This is a genomic window from Rhizobium sp. 3T7, from assembly GCF_020166565.1.
In the GTDB taxonomy this organism is placed as follows: Bacteria; Pseudomonadota; Alphaproteobacteria; order Rhizobiales; family Rhizobiaceae; genus Rhizobium.
On the sequence record NZ_JAIQXS010000002.1, the window covers coordinates 254,899 to 271,886 of the forward strand.

At 60.7% G+C, this 16,988-nt stretch carries 16 protein-coding genes; 8 read left to right on the forward strand and 8 right to left on the reverse strand.

Translation table 11 applies throughout. The annotated features are described in order from the left end of the window. Positions 1 to 2 precede the first annotated feature (2 nt). Positions 3 to 959: a LysR substrate-binding domain-containing protein gene (locus K9B32_RS04030; protein WP_224560631.1), complete on the reverse strand. Its 957-nt coding sequence runs from the start codon at positions 957 to 959 to the stop codon at positions 3 to 5. A 201-nt stretch (positions 960 to 1,160) separates the two neighbouring features. Between K9B32_RS04030 and K9B32_RS04035 the strand changes: the two genes are divergently transcribed. Then, positions 1,161 to 1,460, forward strand: a complete 300-nt coding sequence (locus K9B32_RS04035) for a DUF1127 domain-containing protein (RefSeq protein ID WP_224560632.1) — start codon at positions 1,161 to 1,163, stop codon at positions 1,458 to 1,460. An 88-nt stretch (positions 1,461 to 1,548) separates the two neighbouring features. On the opposite strand, the gene K9B32_RS04040 is transcribed toward K9B32_RS04035, so the two are convergent. From K9B32_RS04040 to K9B32_RS04060, 5 genes are all read right to left on the reverse strand, one after another. Then, positions 1,549 to 2,409, reverse strand: coding sequence for a DUF937 domain-containing protein (locus tag K9B32_RS04040; protein ID WP_224560633.1), 861 nt, complete (start codon positions 2,407 to 2,409; stop codon positions 1,549 to 1,551). A gap of 341 nt (positions 2,410 to 2,750) precedes the next feature. Then, positions 2,751 to 4,124: a glutamate--cysteine ligase gene (locus tag K9B32_RS04045; protein ID WP_224560635.1), complete on the reverse strand. Its 1,374-nt coding sequence runs from the start codon at positions 4,122 to 4,124 to the stop codon at positions 2,751 to 2,753. Between the two features lie 149 nt (positions 4,125 to 4,273). Further along, the gene (locus K9B32_RS04050; protein ID WP_224560637.1) at positions 4,274 to 5,011 is read right to left on the reverse strand and encodes a 16S rRNA (uracil(1498)-N(3))-methyltransferase; all 738 of its coding nucleotides are present in this window, start codon (positions 5,009 to 5,011) and stop codon (positions 4,274 to 4,276) included. A gap of 13 nt (positions 5,012 to 5,024) precedes the next feature. Continuing rightward, the gene (locus K9B32_RS04055) at positions 5,025 to 6,524 is read right to left on the reverse strand and encodes an inorganic phosphate transporter (protein ID WP_224560638.1); all 1,500 of its coding nucleotides are present in this window, start codon (positions 6,522 to 6,524) and stop codon (positions 5,025 to 5,027) included. A 62-nt stretch (positions 6,525 to 6,586) separates the two neighbouring features. After that, positions 6,587 to 7,099, reverse strand: a complete 513-nt coding sequence (locus K9B32_RS04060; protein WP_224560639.1) for an NUDIX hydrolase — start codon at positions 7,097 to 7,099, stop codon at positions 6,587 to 6,589. Between the two features lie 264 nt (positions 7,100 to 7,363). On the opposite strand from K9B32_RS04060, the gene K9B32_RS04065 reads away from it, so the two are divergent. Continuing rightward, a complete protein-coding gene (locus tag K9B32_RS04065; protein ID WP_224560640.1) occupies positions 7,364 to 8,245 on the forward strand; it encodes a LysR substrate-binding domain-containing protein in 882 nt (293 codons plus the stop codon). A gap of 92 nt (positions 8,246 to 8,337) precedes the next feature. After that, a complete protein-coding gene (locus K9B32_RS04070; RefSeq protein WP_224560644.1) occupies positions 8,338 to 9,495 on the forward strand; it encodes an adenosylhomocysteinase in 1,158 nt (385 codons plus the stop codon). Positions 9,496 to 9,531: 36 nt separating this feature from the next. Here the strand turns inward: K9B32_RS04070 and K9B32_RS04075 are convergent, their stop codons facing one another. Further along, complete coding sequence (locus K9B32_RS04075) at positions 9,532 to 10,530, reverse strand: zinc-dependent alcohol dehydrogenase family protein (protein WP_224560648.1); 999 nt, start codon at positions 10,528 to 10,530, stop codon at positions 9,532 to 9,534. Positions 10,531 to 10,636: 106 nt separating this feature from the next. Between K9B32_RS04075 and K9B32_RS04080 the strand changes: the two genes are divergently transcribed. Further along, a complete protein-coding gene (locus K9B32_RS04080; protein ID WP_224560649.1) occupies positions 10,637 to 11,488 on the forward strand; it encodes a LysR family transcriptional regulator in 852 nt (283 codons plus the stop codon). A 12-nt stretch (positions 11,489 to 11,500) separates the two neighbouring features. On the opposite strand, the gene K9B32_RS04085 is transcribed toward K9B32_RS04080, so the two are convergent. Next, entirely contained in the window at positions 11,501 to 12,397 is an 897-nt protein-coding gene (locus tag K9B32_RS04085; RefSeq protein ID WP_224560651.1) for a LysR family transcriptional regulator, read from the reverse strand. Positions 12,398 to 12,531: 134 nt separating this feature from the next. On the opposite strand from K9B32_RS04085, the gene K9B32_RS04090 reads away from it, so the two are divergent. The 4 genes from K9B32_RS04090 to K9B32_RS04105 are packed head-to-tail and all read left to right on the forward strand — an operon-like array spanning position 12,532 to position 16,968. Then, positions 12,532 to 13,971, forward strand: coding sequence for an FAD-linked oxidase C-terminal domain-containing protein (locus K9B32_RS04090; protein WP_224560653.1), 1,440 nt, complete (start codon positions 12,532 to 12,534; stop codon positions 13,969 to 13,971). Beyond that, a complete protein-coding gene (locus K9B32_RS04095; RefSeq protein ID WP_224560655.1) occupies positions 13,968 to 15,173 on the forward strand; it encodes an FAD-binding protein in 1,206 nt (401 codons plus the stop codon). Before K9B32_RS04090 ends, K9B32_RS04095 begins: the two co-directional genes overlap by 4 nt. Positions 15,174 to 15,177: 4 nt before the next feature. After that, positions 15,178 to 16,491, forward strand: coding sequence for a glycolate oxidase subunit GlcF (gene glcF / locus K9B32_RS04100; RefSeq protein ID WP_224560656.1), 1,314 nt, complete (start codon positions 15,178 to 15,180; stop codon positions 16,489 to 16,491). Positions 16,492 to 16,527: 36 nt separating this feature from the next. Beyond that, complete coding sequence (locus tag K9B32_RS04105) at positions 16,528 to 16,968, forward strand: hypothetical protein (RefSeq protein ID WP_224560658.1); 441 nt, start codon at positions 16,528 to 16,530, stop codon at positions 16,966 to 16,968. Positions 16,969 to 16,988: the final 20 nt, after the last annotated feature.

The following is a 16,988-nucleotide window of genomic DNA, read 5'->3' on the forward strand; positions in this document are numbered from 1 at the left end:
GTCTACCAGCTCGGTACGATGTTGGCGATCTTGAGGCGGGGCTGCACCCGCCCGTAGGCATTCTTCACCTCAGGTTCGAGATTGTCGTCGACGACGGCGGGCGTGATGTTGTCGAGGCAGGCGGTGATATGCGCGGTAATAGCGTTCATCAGTGAGATCGACACACCCGGCCGCTTCATGATGCCGATCTGAACAGGGGGCAGGGCAGGGAAACCGTCTGCCTGGCTCAGCACCTTCATCCCCGTACGCAGCGCCGATTCTGGCATGACCGAAACGGCCATGCCGGCAAGCACTGCGGCCGCGACGACGGTGCACGACCAACTGGTGAACAGGATCTGGTGCTCGCGCCCGACCGCATCGAGCGCAGAGCAGGCGAGCTGGCGCCACTGGCAGTCGCGACGACCGACAGCGAGCGGCACCGGCGCGTCGTCACGGATGGGATGGTTGGCCGAGCCGACCCAGCAGAGCGGTTCCGTTCGCACGACATCTGACATGCGCTCGCGCGGATTGTGTGTCACCAGCGCGATGTCGAGCTCGCCGCGATTCATGCGCTCGGCGAGACCCACGGAGGGCTCGCAGACGATGTAGAGCTCGACGTTCGGGTGTGTCTTGGCGAAGCGGCCGATGATCTCCGGCATGTAGCGGTCGGCGTAGTCATCGGGTGTGCCGATGCGCAGCGTGCCCTCGAGACGATTGTCGTCGAAGGCCGCGATCGCCTCATTGTTGAGGCGAATGATGCGCCGCGCATAGTTCAAGAGCTTCTCGCCTTCGACGGTCAGGCGGTTGCCGCGGCCGTCCTTGATGAAAAGCTGCTTGCCAATGCGCTCTTCCAGCCGCCGCATCTGCATGGAAACGGCCGATTGCGTCTTGTAGACTCTGTCGGCGGCCTTGGTGAAGCTGCCGGAATCGACAATCGCGATGAAGGTCTGCAACTGATCAATATCAAGAGGCGCGGACATGAGTCACCCATAAAGTTCTCTGATGATAATCATTAGAAACATTCGTTGGACTGATCAATAGGTGTTTGGCATCTTCGGGCTGCAAATCAAGCAAAGTGAAGGACAGACACCCTGTCTGTCCGCTCCGATTTCAACCCGATGCCTTCCCGCTCGACCTCGCGGGGAGGGGTGGGTTGTTGCGCGCCAATGAAAGGATCAACCATGCGCACGACAGACCGGATACTCGAACTCGACTGCAGCCAGACCACCCCGACGTTCTCGCAGCGTCTCGCAAATGGCTTTGCAACGTTGTCATCCGTACTGCGCGTGTTCCGCAACCGTATGGAGATCAACCGGCTGCACGAGCTCGATGACAATCAATTGAAGGATATCGGCCTTTCGAGGACCGATCTCACTTCGGCGTTCCTGGCGTCGACCTTCTTTGAAGATCCGTCGGAACACTTGACGCGTTCTGCGCACAATCGCGGACGAAAGTCGCTCTTCCGGTCCCGAAAGGATTAAGGCCGGCTTAGTTTTTCCCCGCAGGGTGATAGCCAATAGCCCTGCCTCTTGCCCGGTGACCGGCCTCCCAGCCGTCTCCGGGTTTTTTTTACGCCTTCGGGGGAGTGGGGGGCGTCTTCGGCATATAGGTCTCGAAGATCGCTTCCATGCTTTTCTGGTAGTTCTTCTGCACCTCGAGCCCGCTGTCAAACATGTTGTTGAGCATGTCCATGTAGCTTTCCGTCTCCGCTTTCGCCTGCTCCTTCTGAGCTTCGGCTGCTTTCGCCTCGACCGGTTTTCCAAGCGAGCCCATCATGTCCTGAAAGGCCTTTGCGAACGGGTTGTCGAAAAACGGGTTGGTGACCGTCTTCTCGGCCTCCGGCTTCTGCATGCCGAACATCAGCTGCATGGCCTGCGTAAAGGGGTTGTCGAAGATGCTGGGCTCCGGAGCCGGCGTCCGCTTCGGCGCGAAGCCGGTGCTTTCGAGCCATTTCTGGATGGTTTCGCCCATTGCCGTGTTGACGAAGGGATTGACAAGCGCGCTCATCTGCCCCATCGATTGCTTGAACAGGCCGCCCATAAGTGTGTCGGCCATGACAGGCAGCATCTGTTTGTAGATTTCCTGTCCGATTCCCGTCATCTGCGCCGCCTGCGCAGCCACCGCGCGCGAGACCTCTTTGGAGCCGAACAGCTGCGCAAGGATGTTGTTGCCGTCCGATATCCCCTGCGGCGTGAAAGCCTTGCTCATGTCCTCGAAATACTTGGCATAGTTGCCGGAGGCGACCGCCTGCATCAGCCCCATAAAGTCGTAAGGGTTGCTGGTGCTCCGCTTCAGGCCGGCGGAAAATGCCGGCATCAGCGCCGCCATCGCCTTGGCGGTCTGCTCCTGGGCAAGATTGAACTGCTTGGAGACTGCATCCATCGCCGCGCCGTTCTGGGCCTGCATCATCATGTCGAAGAGTGGCAGCATGGAAATCCCCTTCCCGGTTCGCAACGCGTAATTGCGTCACTATAGCCGGAAAACGGAATGCGCAAACCGCTTTTTGCAGAAGGGCTTAGGACCTACTAAATTCATCCATTCCGCGGGACTGATTTTGTTTTTGACAGGAAGGAAAGGCGCCAGAAGTGCCCTACCACTTTCAAGTCTTTCCGACGCAGTCAGGGGCAAAATCCGTCTCGCTCTTCGGGTTAGGCGGCATCGGCCGCCTGATCGTAAGCAATGCTCGCCAAGGCTAGCCTTGCCTTGCGCTTGCTTGCCTCCATCCAATCCCATGCCGTCAAACAGACGGATGAATTTAGTAGGTTCTGGCTCTAATATTGATACTCTTCGAAGACGGGCTCTACCGAACCGGCCCAGCGGCCATGGTAGAGCGCCAGCAGATCCTCGGCCAAGGTCGCCTTCTTCGCCATGACTTCATCGAGCGGCGAAAGGAAGATGGTTTCGTCCTGCCCTTCCTTGTTGAGCTTGTTGCGCGCCCTCAGACCCGCCTTCGAAACGGCGATGATTTCACGTGCGGTCTCGTAGAGCTCATGCCCGCGGAACTTTGCCCTCAAGCCCTGAGCCGGCACGGCATCGCGCAAGGCGTTGACCTCGTCGAACGTCCAGTCCTTGGTCAGCATATCGGCATCTTCGAGCGCCGCGTCGTCATAGAGCAGCCCGACCCAGAAGGCTGGCAACCCGCAGATGCGCCGCCAGGGCCCACCATCCGCGCCGCGCATCTCGAGGAAGCGCTTCATGCGCACATCCGGGAAGAGCGTCGAGAGATGGTTGGTCCAGTCTCCCATCGTCGGCTCCCAGGCGGCGATTTCGCCCTTCAGTGCGCCGTTCATGAACTGCCGGAAGGTAACATGGGTACAGTCGTGATAATGCCCGTCGCGCACGACGAAATACATCGGCACGTCGAGGGCCCATTCGGCATAGTCATGAAAACCGAAGTCGTCGCGGAACGTGAAGTCCAGCAGACCGGAGCGGTTGTTATCGGTGTCACGCCAGATATCGCCTCTCCAGGAGAGCAGGCCGTTGAGCCTGCTTTCGGTAAATGGCGAGGAGGCAAAGAGGGCGGTTGCCAGAGACTGAAGCTTCATCGAGACGCGCATCTTCTTGCGCATGTCGGCTTCCGAGGAGAAGTCGAGGTTCACCTGGATCGTGCAGGTGCGATACATCATGTCGAGACCCTTGCTGCCGACCTTCGGCATGTAGCGGGTCATGATCTCGTAGCGGGATTTCGGCATCACCGGTGTTTCGGCCAGCGTCCATTTGGGGCTGCCGCCGATGCCGAGGAAGCGGATGCCCATGGGCTCGGCGATCTCGCGCAATGTCGCCAGGTGCGCGTTCGATTCCTTGCAGGTCTCGTGGATCGTTTCCAACGGGGCGCCTGATAATTCGAACTGGCCGCCGGGCTCGATCGATATGGCGCCCATCCCCTTCGGCTCGCCAAGGCCGATAATGTTGTCGCCATCCATGATCGGATCCCAGCCGGATTTTTGCTGCAGACCTTTGAGCAGCGCCGAAATACTGGCCTCACCGAAGTACGGCACCGGGCTATTGTCGGCCCGGAAGAAGGCGAACTTCTCGTGCTCGGTGCCGATGCGGAATTTTTCTTTCGGCTTGCTTCCCACAGCAAGATAATCGGTCAGCTCCTGAACCGAAGAGAGTGGCGTCTGGTCGGTGGTATCGCGAGCCATTCAAGTCTACCTGCAATGGGAGAGCGCCCGGAAAAAACCGGGCAATTGGAAGGGTGATTAGGACCGCTCCCACGTATGTTGCAAGTGAAATTGTTTCAACGGCCCATCAAAAAAATAGCTGCCTATTTCGGCCGCGACCGATCCTAAGGTTAATTCCAGTCGCCGATCGACGCCTGAATGACAGCCATGGCAGCAACCGCAGCTGTATCCGCTCGCAGGATCCGCGGCCCGAGCGGGATTGCGGTGATGAAATCGAGGCTGCGCAGGCGCGCGCGCTCCTCCTCGGAAAAACCGCCCTCGGGGCCGACGAGGAGGGCCAGCTTTCGCTCGCTGATTTTGGACAGCAATGGCAGCGGGTTCTGCCCTGCGTCGCCCTCGTCGCAATAGATGATGCGGCGGTCGCTCGGCCAGGTGTCCAGGAGATCGAACAGCTTCACAGGCTCGGCAACATCAGGGATATCAAGTATGCCGCATTGCTCCGCCGCCTCGATGACATTTGCCTTCAGCTTGTCGAGATTAGTAATCTTGCCCTGCACGTGCTGTGTCATCACCGGGCGGAGAACACCTGCTCCCATCTCCACTGCCTTCTGTACTAGGTAGTCCAGGCGCCCGACCTTCAGGGGAGCAAAGAGATAGTGCAGGTCGGAGGGAACAGGCTGCGGCCGCGTCTGCTCCTCGGCAATCAGCACAATGCGCTTTCGCGTCGGAAAGGTGAGACGCGCCTTCCACTCGCCGTCGCGACCGTTGAAGACAAGCAACTCGGTGCCCTCGGCCATACGCAGCACGTTAGCGAGATAGTTGAAGTGATCTGCCGTCGTCTCCACGGTTGTTGCGGCAGCGAGGGGGGCGTCCACAAACAGCCTTTGCATCCGAAAATTGGCGCGCATTGAAAAGTCCTGCTCAAACAAAGAGCGCGAACATAACCCAATAGAGGATGGCTGCAAGCGCTGCGGATGCCGGCACGGTGATGACCCAGGCGGCGACAATCGTCATGAAATGCGAACGGCGGACGAGATAGCGACGGCGAACCTCGTGCGTGTTCGGATCTTCCGGTTCGTCGAGCGCCCAGCTCTCTGCCCTGCGGCGCATGTATTCGATACGGCGTTTCGAATGCCGCGTATACCACTCACGGTAGAAGCCGACGCCGAACACGGAACCGACGGCGATATGCGTCGTACTAACCGGCATGCCGAGCCATGAGGCTACGATGACGGTGAAGGCCGTTGACAGCGCCACGCAATAGGCCCGCATCGGGTTGAGCTTGGTGATCTGCTCACCGACCAGCCGGATCAGGCGTGGCCCAAAGAGCAACAGTCCAACGGAGATACCGAAGGCGCCGATCAGCAACACCCAGATCGGAGGCTGGTCCAGTGCACCCTCTGCGGATCCGCCGACCGCGCGCACGATTGCCGAAAGCGGCCCAACGGCATTGGACACGTCATTGGCGCCATGCGCAAAGGAGAGCAACGCAGCTGAGCCAATCAACGGGATTTGAAACAGCACACGCAGCGAGCTGTTACGGTTTTCGAGCCCTAGGGCCTGCCGTAAAACGAATGAACGCGCCGCGGCCCATCCGATGAAGCCCGCCGCGACCCCGAACAGGAGGATGGTCAGCGTCGAGAATTCGCTGGGCGCTTGAAGCTGCAGCATCATGTAGGACGAAAAGCCGCCGACCATCATCGCGATCAGGATGGGCACCCAACGTCGCGCCGCGGCAACCTTGTCTTCGCGGTAGATGACCAGGGTTTTCACCATGAAAAGGAGGCCGGCGGCGATCACGCCGCCCAACAGGGGGGAAGTCACCCAAGCCGATGTTATCTCGATCATCACCCGCCAGTTCACCGGCTCGGGACCGACCGCGCCGATACCCGCGCCGATCACCGCGCCGACAATCGCATGCGTGGTCGATACCGGCGCGTTCATCCAAGTCGCGAGGTTGATCCATAAAGCGGCGGCCATCAATGCCGCCATCATGATCCAGCTGAGCGTCCCCGGCGGCACCTGCACGGTATCCACGATGCTTGAGGAGATCGTCTTGACCACCTCGCCGCCGGCAACCGTCGCCCCGAGAATTTCAAAGATGGCGGCGATGACAAGCGCTTGTCCCATGGTCATCGCGCGCGCGCCGACCGCGGCGCCCACGTTGTTGGTGACGTCGTTCGCGCCGATGTTCATGGCCATGTAGGCGGCGAGTGCCGCCGCGGCGATTACCAGAACGGCGCTTGGACGGTCAAAGACGTAGATGCCTGCAAAGAGCATTGCCAGGCCAAGGAAGATCAGCCCGAGACCGGGGGCCACCAGCTTGCGCGAGACGAACTTCGTCGCATCCTCGACATGCGTAAGCTTGTCGAGATCCTTGTCGAGCGTTCGTTTCGTGAGGACGGCTGGTCGGTCGGGCATGCTATTCCTTCGTTGAATCCTGCTTTAGCGCCGCAAAGTTTAGCAGCGCAAGATGGCAGTATTCATTCCGCTGGAATTTGCCTTGGCGACCTTGCGGCAAGCTGTTCCGTCATGCGGCGCTTAAATTGCAGAAAGAGATTGCGAAGTTCGGGCTCGTGAACGCGCTTCACAGCCTCGTCGCAGGAGACCCAATCCGTCTTGCGCTCGCCTTTCTCCTTGAAGTTCCTGGCGATCTCCGAAACCTCGAGCGCATAGACCTGCACCTTGCAGGTGACTTTCAGGCCGTTCTTCAGCACCTTGGGATAGGAATAGGAGCCCAGTGTCTGGTTTTCGACGGTTCCACGAACGCCGGCCTCTTCGAACGCCTCGCGGGCCGCGACCTCATAGGAGCGCCGTCCGTCCATCGGCCATCCCTTAGGGATGACCCAGCGACCGGTGTCGCGGCTGGTCAGCAAAAGCACTTCAACATCGCTGGTCTTCTTTTTGACCCGATAGCAGAGCGCAGCATATTGTTGGCGCGGGGGGCGCCGAAACATGAGCTGGACGTCTGAAGCGAGGCGGGCGAGAAGAGTCAATGGTCGGGTCACCTTTGCATTTTGTTTGAGCGAGTCGTCTATATTAGTATCCGCTGGAAAGCTTGCGCGATCCATACGCGTTTCATGCTTTTTTCTCGGATTTGATAACTATCAATAGGAACTTTTTGTTTCGCCGGGTAACAAAAAATCCGCCAGATACTATCCTGTTTCCGTCAATGCACAGGTGTTCAATATGCGCCTGTCTTGTATTTCAATCAACAAGTGCATCATGTAGTGCACTGTTATGTCCGCAGTGTGGTAATCATGCGTCTTCCTCCCCTAAAAGCGGTCCGCGCCTTCGAAGCCGTCTGCCGCCACGGCAGCATTCTCGGCGCCGCCAAAGAACTCGGTGTCGTGCGCGGTGCCGTTCGCCAGCAGCTTGCAATCCTGGAGAGCTATTTCGGCGAGAAACTGTTCGAACGCGAAGGACGGAAGCTGGCTGCGACACCCAAGGCAGTCAGGTTTGCGGAGGTTTCGAACACCGCCCTTACCATGCTTGAACGCGCCGCCGCCGAGTTTGCGGGTGGCGAGCATCGTCGCATCCGCCTCGGTGTTCCGTCGGCCTTTGCTATATGGTGGCTGATGCCACGGCTTGCAACTATGCAGTCAGCACTTGGCGTCGTCGACGTCGATATCGTGCCGATGTCGGTTGTAGAACCTCTGTCGCTGCATCCGGAGCTCGACACCGTCATTATGGGTGGTGAATACCGACCGGCGACGGGCGTGACGGCGGTCAAATTTATGGAGGATGAGTTCGGGCCTGTTGCGACCCCGGATATTGCTCAAAGGATCGCCGGCGATCCCGCACTTATGGTGGAGATGACCGCTCTCGTCAGTCGTAGCGCGCCAACTCTCTGGCAGGAATGGTTTGCCGAGAGTGCAACTGAGCCTGTGGTGTTCCGGCGCAAGCAGGAGTTCGAAGACCTGCTCCTTGCGCTCGGTGCAGCGCGATCGGGTGTGGGGGTGGTGCTTGCACCCCGCGCCGCCATTGAGGACGATCTGCAGCGCAATGTGCTTGCGGCACCCTATGGCTTCGTTCGCCGACCGGCCGGTTATAGCCTGTCCTGCCGCAATGCTGACGCAAAGACGCCCGTGTTCACTGCTCTTCGCGACTGGTTGGTCCAATCCGGTATCTCGACGCAATAGGGCAGATTTTCTGCCCTATTGCGAAGAATTATCTCCATGGTCGAAAGCGGTTGCCGGGTCTAACACTGCATTGAGAGCAGAAGGACACGGACATGCCGAGAGACGCAACCCGCATCGAATGGATCGGCAACAGCTGCCGACTGCTGAAGGCAACGACGGCAGAGTTCGAGAAGACACAACCGTTCGGCGGTTTGACCATCGGCACGGGTATCCATCTGGAGCCGAAGACAGTGGCGCTGCTGATGACGCTGAGGGCCGGCGGTGCTCGACTCGTCTGTACCGGCAATCTGAACAGCACACAGCCTTCGACTGTCGAGTTCCTCCGTTCGCAAGGGATCACCGTGTTCGCGACCCAGACCACGGACCCAGTTGCGCATCGCAAGAGCCTGGAGGCGGTTGTCGCCGAAAGGCCGGATCTGCTGCTCGACAACGGTGGCGACCTCTTCGCGATCGCGGCCGAGGCCCCTTACGCCAGCCTCCTTGGCGGCACCGAGGAGACGACCTCGGGCCGCACGCGCCTGTTGCCGATGCGGGCGAAGTTGAACATGCCGATCCTCGTCATCAACGATAGCCCGATCAAGCAGTTTGCAGAAAACAGACATGCCGTCGGCCAGAGCCTTTTCGAAAGCTACATGCGCTTCACCAACCGCTCCACCAACGGCAAGCGCGTGACGGTCTTCGGTTACGGCGCCTGCGGGAAGGGAACCGCAGCCTGCTTCCGCAACGCGTTCTCAAGCGTCAGCGTCGTCGATACCGATCCGGTGACAGCGCTGGAGGCTCATCTCGACGGGTTTTCTACGCCGCTGCGCAACGAGGCGATTGCCTCCGCCGACGTGCTCATCACCGTCACCGGCCTCCCGGGTATCGTCACCGCAGCGGATCTTCCATTGATCAAGGATGGTGCCATCCTGATGAATGGTGGACATTTCCCGCATGAGATCGACGTCGCCGCGTTCCGGCGCTACCCCGACGTAATGCGGATCGATCGTTACGAGGCTGACCATATCGAGACCTTGCACCTGAAGGATGGTCGCTGCTTCCATATTCTGGGCGGCGGGCACATGGCGAACCTCGCCGGTCCCCGTGCGCTCGGCAATTCCGTGGAGTCGATGGACCTGGGCTTCACGCTGCAGGCGCGCTGCCTCGAACGTGTTGCCAGGCGCGAGGTCGGCGCCGAGAGCTGCATTGTTCCGGTGCCGAAAGATATCGATGCCATGGTGGCAAACGCCTATCTCGATCTGGCGCGGTAGAACGGGTGCGGCGAGCATACGCCGCGCCTTGTGAATTCAAGCGATCTCCACCACCAGCTTGCCGTTTGCCTGACGGTTTTCGATCAACGCATGCGCTTTCGCGACATCGGAAAGCCCGAATCGGCGCGCGTCCAGCCTCGGCATCAGCCTTCCGGCCTCGACGAGCTTGCCGACCACACGCAGGATCTCCCCGTGGTTGCTTCGCCCTTCGCCGGTCAGAAGCGGCAGCAGCGTGAATACGCCCGAATAGGTCGCCGCTTTCAACGATAGCGGGGCAAGCGCATGTGTACCCCATCCGAGCGCGCTGACGACGTGACCGAACCGGCCGACCGCCTGGAAGGCAGTATCGAGGCCGGGGCCGCCGACGGTATCGTAGACGATGTCGAAGCCCTTGCCGCCCGTGTGATTGCCGACATAGTCCGTCACGGTCTCTACCCTGTAGTCGATCGGCATTGCTCCGAGGCTTGCGAGGTAGTCAGCCTTGGCGGCACCATCGACCGCAAACACCTCGGCGCCTGCGGCTTTCGCGATCTGTGCGGCAATGTGCCCCACGCCGCCGGCGGCGCCGAGGACAAGGACGCGCTGGCCATTCCGGACATTGGCGCGATCGACCAACCCTTCCCAGGCGGTAATTGCGATCAGCGGCAGGGCTGCTGCCTCCCGCATCGAGAGATTATGGGGCTTCGGCGCAATCAGCCGGGCGTCGACCGCCGCGAATTCGGCCAGCGAGCCCTGGATGCCGCCGACACCGCCGGTCATGCCATAGACCTCGTCGCCACGATGGAACGCGGTGACACCTGGGCCGACCTGCTCGACGACGCCAGCCAGATCTATGCCGAGAACCGCCGGAAAGGGATGGCGCGCATGGGCGGCATTGCCAGCCCGGATCTTTGTGTCCAGCGGATTGACGCCGCTTGCATTGATCCGGACCAGCACCTCGCCTTCGTGCGGTGTCGGCCTGGCGACGTCGGCCAAGCGAAAATCGGTTTTCGGCGCATCAATCAGAAGCGCTTTCATCATTGTGGTCGCAGACATGCAACGCTCCTTTCGTGTGTATGGGAAGAAGAATGCGCCGTTGATATACGAATGGAAATGAAAGAGATTGCATGAAGTTCATGCATTTCTGTTTTGGTGTCGGAACGTGGAATGGAGCGATCTCAAACTGTTTCTGGCCATCGCACGCCAGGGAACTCTTGGCGCTGCCGCCCGCAGCCTCGGCCTGACGCAGCCGACGATGGGGCGTCGTCTGCGTGCCTTGGAAGTCTCGCTCGGCCAGACGCTGTTTCAGCGGACGGCCGACGGCTTTGTGCTGACGGATGAGGGCACGGCCGTCTTCGCGCACGCCGAGCGCATGGAAGAGGAAGCACTCGGTCTCGAACGCGAACTCGCCGGGCAGAGCCGGCAACTGAGCGGCTTCCTGCGCTTGTCCTCTTCGGAGTGGTTCGGTGCACACGTGCTTGCGCCGGTGCTTGCGGAATTCTCGCTGCGCTATCCGAAGATCGTTGTCGAACTGCTGACCGATAGCCGCCTGCTCAGCCTCTCCCGCCGGGAGGCGGATGTTGTCGTTCGGATCGCGCCCTTCACCGAGCCGGACGTGATATCGCGCAAGCTGCGCCACATCGACTACCGGCTCTATGTCGGCCGAGGCAGGGAGCATCCAAAAGCAGGAGACGGCACAGGCGCGCGTCTGGTAACGATGGACGAGGCCTTTGGCGGCATGCCGGATGTCGCATGGCTGACGCGCCTTCTGCCGAAGGCGGAGATCGCCATGCGCAGCAACAATCGCGATGTGCAGGCGACTCTTTGCAGAAACGGCGCCGGCCTGGCGGTTCTGCCGCGCCCTCTTGGCGATTCAATCCCTGACATCGAGCCGGTCGACCTCGGGGAAGCTCCGCCCGGACGCGACACCTGGGTCGGCTATCACCGGGACATGAAAAGACAGGCGCGCCTGCGGGCACTTCTCGATCTCGTAATCGAGAGATTGGCAAATTGAGCCTGAAAGTCTCTAGCGTTCCCAATAGGGAACCGGTCCGTAAACTTCGGCGAGATAGTCGATGAAAAGTCGCACCTTGGCTGGTAGGAACTGGCGGCTCGGGTAGACCGCGGAGAGCGTCACGTTGCGCGATCCCTCGTAAGTCGGAAGGATGCGCACCAACCGGCCATCCTTGAGCTCACGGCTGATGTCCCAAGTGGAGCGCAGCGCGATGCCAAGCCCCGATATGACAGCCTCTCGCACCACCTCGCTGGAATTCGTCTCAAGCATCCCCTCTGGCCGCAGAGAAAGCGGCCCTTCCGGTCCTTCGAGCCGCCAGGCATCGTTGTTGTGCGCGGGCAGGCAGCGATGTTGCTTGAGGTCTTCGAGCGTCTGCGGTGTGCCGTTGGCGGCAAGGTAATCCGGCGATGCGCAAAGCAGGCGCCGCACGGGCGCAAGTCGCCGCGCGACTAGGCTTGAGTCCGTCAGTTCCGCGATGCGGATCGCAAGGTCGAAACCTTCGCCGACGATATCGGTGAATTCGTCACTGAGCACGAGATGGATCGCAAGCTCCGGATGCATGTCCATGAAGGACTTCAGGTGCGGGGCGACATGGGTGCGTCCGAAAGAGGTCGGTGCCGTCACCTTCAGCGTTCCCTGCATCTGCGCCGAGCGTCCGGAGATGTAGTATTCGGCCTCCTCGATGCCAGCGAGAATGCCGAGCACACGGTCGTAGAAACCCTGGCCGGCCTCGGTCAGCGAAATCTGCCGCGTCGTGCGCTGTAGGAGCCGCGTGCCTAGCCGGTCCTCCAGGCGTTTGATGCGTTTGGAGACCACGGCCGGCGAAAAACCGAGCGCCCTGCCGGCGAGCGACATGCTCCCCGTCGAAACGACTTTTGCGAAAATTTCGAGGTCACCCAGGTTGGTCATGTGCTTTGATTGTTTGTCCTTTTGGAATAAGTGCTTAGCATTTGCGCCATAATGGGGAAAGTGCTAAGCCCGATTGAGCCGGCAGCGCGGAGGAGGCGTCCGGTTTTCGCTGCCGCCGGCGAAGGGAGAGAGCCATGTCCGACACCATTTCGTTTCTCGCCCCGCGTGCCGATGTGCTTGCCCGCCGCCGGCAGATCGTCGCCGATCTCATCGACCTGCTGCCGCCGGAATGCCTGGTGCATGAGGCGCGCGAGCTGATGCCGTTCGAGACCGATGCCTTCGTTTCCTATCGCCGGATGCCATTGGCGGTTGCCTTGCCGCGGACGACCGCGGAAGTGGCCGCAGTCATGAAATACTGTCATCGCTATGGTGTCCCGGTGGTGCCGCGCGGCGCCGGAACGTCGCTCTCGGGCGGAGCGATTCCGCAGGAGGATGCGGTGGTGGTTTGCGTATCCAAGATGAACCGCATTCTCGAATTTGATCTGCCCAACCGCGTGGCGGTGGTCGAGGCAGGCGTCACCAATCTGAATATCTCTGAATCCGTCTCGGAGGATGGTTTCTTTTACGCTCCCGATCCGAGCTCCCAGCTGGCCTGTACGATTGGGGGCAATATCGCGATGAATTCTGGCGGCGCGCACTGTCTGAAATACGGGGTGACGACGAACAATCTGCTCGGCGTAAGGATGGTGCTGATGGATGGCACCGTCATCGACCTTGGAGGCAAGGCGCTCGATGCGGCGGGCTACGACCTTTTGGGCCTCGTCTGTGGACATGAAGGCCAGCTCGGCATCGTCACGGAAGCGACCGTTCGGTTGATCGCCAAGCCCGAGGGCGCGCGCCCGGTTCTCTTCGGCTTCGATACCTCCGAAGAGGCGGGGTCCTGCGTCGCCGACATCATCGCGGCAGGGATCATTCCCGTCGCCATCGAATTCATGGACAAGCCGGCAATCGAAATCTGCGAAGCCTTTGCCAAGGCCGGCTATCCCCTTGATGTCGGCGCGCTGTTGATCGTGGAGGTCGAAGGATCGGAAGCGGAAATGGACGACATGCTGAAGAGCATTGTCGAAATCGCGCGCAGGCACAACGTGAAAACCGTCCGTGAGTGCCAGTCGGCAACCGAGGCGGCGCTGATCTGGAAGGGCCGCAAGTCGGCCTTCGGCGCAACCGGCCGTATTGCCGACTATATCTGCATGGACGGAACCGTTCCGCTCAGCCAGCTTTCTTATGTGCTGAAGAAAACCTCCGAAATCATCGATCGCTATGGGCTTCGCGTCGCCAACGTGTTCCATGCCGGCGATGGCAACATGCATCCGTTGATCCTCTTCAATGCCAACGATCCGGAAGATGCCGCCCGCGCGGAAGCTGCGGGCATGGAAATCCTGAAGCTGTGCGTCGATGCCGGCGGTTGCCTGACCGGCGAGCATGGCGTCGGCATCGAAAAACGCGACCTGATGCGCCATCAGTATTCCGAGGCGGATCTCGCACAGCAGATGGCAGCACGTGCCGCCTTCGATCCGGCCTGGCTCCTGAATCCGTCCAAAGTCTTCCCGCTCGAGGGGCGCCCAGCCGCATGATCGACCTATTGCCTATGACGGACGAAGAGGCTGTGGCAATCGTCCGCAGCCATGCGCGGGAAGGCAAGCCGCTCGCGATCTGCGGCGGCAACACCCGGTCCGGTTTCGGAAACGCCGTGGTTGCGGAAAGCCGCCTGCGGTCGTCCAATCTCGGCGGCATCACGGCCTATAATCCGGGCGAGATGGTTTTGACCGCCCGCTCGGGAACACCGTTGTCCGAGATCGAAGCCGCACTGGCGGAGAACGGTCAGATGATGGCTTTCGAGCCGATGGACCATCGGCCGATCATGGGAACGGCAGGCGAACCGACGATCGGTGGCGTTTTTGCTGCCAATGTCTCGGGTCCGCGTCGTTTCGTGGCCGGGGCGGCGCGCGACAGCCTGCTTGGCGTCAGCTTCATCAACGGCAAGGGCGAGGCGATCAAGGCTGGCGGCCGCGTGATGAAGAATGTCACCGGGCTGGACCTCGTCAAGCTGATGGCCGGCTCACACGGCACGCTGGGGTTCCTGACGGAAGTGACGTTCCGCGTGCCACCGCGACCGCGAACCGAAGCGACGATCGTCGTCTCGGGGTTGAACGACGCCGAAGCCGCCAACGCCATGGCGGCGGCGATGGCCTTGCCGGTCGAAGTTTCCGGCGCCGCGCACCTGCCGATGACCGTCTCCTGGAAATTTCTCGACAGCACACTCTCCGAAGGCGAGGCGACCTGTCTGCGGATCGAGGGCCTGCCCGGCTCTGTCGATGCCAGGGCAACTAAGCTCGCCGCGGCCATGGCAAGGTTCGGATCCGTCGCGCGGCTGGAACAAAGCGAGAGTGTCCGCCTCTGGAAAGACATCCGCGACGTTGCTCCTTATGCCGACGGCACGCCGCGACCGGTCTGGCGCGTCTCGGTAGCCCCAAGCGTCGGTCACCAGCTAGTGGCGGCACTTCGGCTCGAAGCGGGAGTCGATGCATTCTATGACTGGCAGGGCGGGCTGATCTGGATGCGGATGGAGGCCGACGCGGATGCCGACCTCCTGCGTCGTTTCATCAAGGCGCTGGGCGGCGGCCACGCGACGCTGATCCGTGCCCCGGAACAACTGCGATCGATGATTGCTGCCTTTCAGCCACAGCCGGAGGCGGTAGCCTTGCTCTCGCAACGGCTGAAACTGAAATTCGATCCCGCCGGCATCTTCAACCTGGGGAAGATGGCAGGAGCCTAAGGCCATGCAGACCAATTTCACGCCGGCCCAGCTTGCCGATCCGCACGTCGCTGAATCCGAGCAGATTCTGCGCAAATGCGTCCATTGCGGCTTCTGCACCGCGACCTGTCCGACCTATGTGACGCTCGGCAATGAGCTCGACAGCCCGCGCGGGCGCATCTACCTGATCAAGGACATGCTGGAAAACGGGCGTCCGGCGGACGCCGAGGTCGTCACACACATCGACCGCTGCCTCTCCTGTCTGGCCTGTGCAACGACCTGTCCTTCCGGCGTCGACTATATGCACCTCGTCGACCTTGCCCGGACGCATATCGAGAAGACATACAAGCGGCCTTTCATGAACCGGGTCGCGCGCGCCATTCTCGCCGCTGTTCTGCCTTATCCTGATCGGTTTCGCCTCGCGATCAAGCTGTCGTCGGCTGGGCGGCCGTTCGCAGGTCTTCTGCAAAGCGCGCCTGCGTTGAAGCCATTTGCCGCGATGCTGGCGCTGGCGCCGCGCCACATTCCTCCGGCTTCCGCCTATGGCGTGCCGTCGAGCCACCCGGCGGTCGGGGAGAAGCGTGGCCGCGTGGCGATCCTAACCGGTTGCGCGCAGCCGGTGTTGGATCCCGGCATCAACGAAGCGACGATCAGCCTCCTCACGCGGTTCGGAGTCGAAGTCGTCGTTCCGGAGGGAGAGAGCTGCTGCGGCTCGCTCGTCCATCACATGGGACGCGAGGAGCAGGCATTGGCGAGCGCCCGTGCCAACATCGATGTGTGGACGCGGGAAATCGAGAGGGGCGGGCTCGACGCAATCATCATCACCGCCTCCGGCTGCGGCACAACGATCAAGGACTATGGCCATATGCTGCGGCTTGATGCTGCATATGCCGAAAAGGCGGCGCGCGTCTCGTCCCTGGCCAAGGACATTACAGAATTTCTCGTATCCCTCGAGCTCCCCGCGCAGGTGCCGAAGGGCATCACCGTCGCCTACCATTCGGCCTGTTCGATGCAGCACGGCCAGAAAATCACAATGGCGCCGAAGCAGCTGTTGAAGGCTGCGGGCTTCAATGTCCGGGATCCTGCCGAAGGTCACCTCTGTTGTGGCTCCGCTGGCACCTACAACATCCTGCAGTCTGATATTTCCGATACGCTCAAGGCCCGCAAGGTCAAGAATCTCGAGGCAACCAAATCGCATGTAATCGCCACTGGCAACATTGGCTGCATGATGCAGATTGCGACCGGGACCGCCGTTCCGATCGTCCACACGATCCAGCTGCTGGATTGGGCCTATGGCGGGGACATACCGGAAAAATTAAAGGGTTTGCCCTTAGCTTAGCGGCGCCGGATCGTCCGGCGATCTCAGGAGCCCGCCATGTATCGCACAATCCTCGCGCTTACGGTTTTCTGTGGTGCGGCAAGTGCCGCCCATGCAGACACTCGCTTTTTCTGCTCGGCGGATGACAAGGACGTGCGCTTCACGGTGGAAAGCGGCTTCGAGGCCGGAGGCGGCCACAAGCTCAATCATTTTCGCGGCGCAGTGGTGATTAAGAGCGGCGACATCACGCAAGCGCTCCAGAAGATTGCCGTCACTTCAGAAAACCTGACGCACCATTGGTCGTATGACGGCGAATTGCGGCTGGAGGTGTTCTATGAAGGTGGCGACGATGCGAATGGTCAGGGAATCAGCCTGATCGTGATTGCCGGCCAGCGCGGCAAATCCATGAACGCATTCTCGGGGACCTATGAACTCGCTCTCGAAGGTGGCGCGAAACCATTCACAGTCACCGGCAAGGTCAGCTGCGGATCAAAATAGGCGACCGGTTGTCCGGTCGC

Excerpts from the sequence above, each read along its gene's own strand:
- K9B32_RS04040 (WP_224560633.1), bottom strand. The coding sequence starts at position 2,409 with ATGCTGCCACTCTTCGACATGATGATGCAGGCCCAGAACGGCGCGGCG.
- K9B32_RS04090 (WP_224560653.1), top strand. The coding sequence starts at position 12,532 with ATGTCCGACACCATTTCGTTTCTCGCCCCGCGTGCCGATGTGCTTGCC.
- K9B32_RS04070 (WP_224560644.1), top strand. The coding sequence starts at position 8,338 with ATGCCGAGAGACGCAACCCGCATCGAATGGATCGGCAACAGCTGCCGA.
- K9B32_RS04030 (WP_224560631.1), bottom strand. The coding sequence starts at position 959 with ATGTCCGCGCCTCTTGATATTGATCAGTTGCAGACCTTCATCGCGATT.
- K9B32_RS04105 (WP_224560658.1), top strand. The coding sequence starts at position 16,528 with ATGTATCGCACAATCCTCGCGCTTACGGTTTTCTGTGGTGCGGCAAGT.
- K9B32_RS04095 (WP_224560655.1), top strand. The coding sequence starts at position 13,968 with ATGATCGACCTATTGCCTATGACGGACGAAGAGGCTGTGGCAATCGTC.
- K9B32_RS04045 (WP_224560635.1), bottom strand. The coding sequence starts at position 4,124 with ATGGCTCGCGATACCACCGACCAGACGCCACTCTCTTCGGTTCAGGAG.
- K9B32_RS04075 (WP_224560648.1), bottom strand. The coding sequence starts at position 10,530 with ATGTCTGCGACCACAATGATGAAAGCGCTTCTGATTGATGCGCCGAAA.
- K9B32_RS04035 (WP_224560632.1), top strand. The coding sequence starts at position 1,161 with ATGCGCACGACAGACCGGATACTCGAACTCGACTGCAGCCAGACCACC.
- K9B32_RS04050 (WP_224560637.1), bottom strand. The coding sequence starts at position 5,011 with ATGCGCGCCAATTTTCGGATGCAAAGGCTGTTTGTGGACGCCCCCCTC.
- K9B32_RS04065 (WP_224560640.1), top strand. The coding sequence starts at position 7,364 with ATGCGTCTTCCTCCCCTAAAAGCGGTCCGCGCCTTCGAAGCCGTCTGC.
- K9B32_RS04055 (WP_224560638.1), bottom strand. The coding sequence starts at position 6,524 with ATGCCCGACCGACCAGCCGTCCTCACGAAACGAACGCTCGACAAGGAT.
- K9B32_RS04085 (WP_224560651.1), bottom strand. The coding sequence starts at position 12,397 with ATGACCAACCTGGGTGACCTCGAAATTTTCGCAAAAGTCGTTTCGACG.
- glcF (WP_224560656.1), top strand. The coding sequence starts at position 15,178 with ATGCAGACCAATTTCACGCCGGCCCAGCTTGCCGATCCGCACGTCGCT.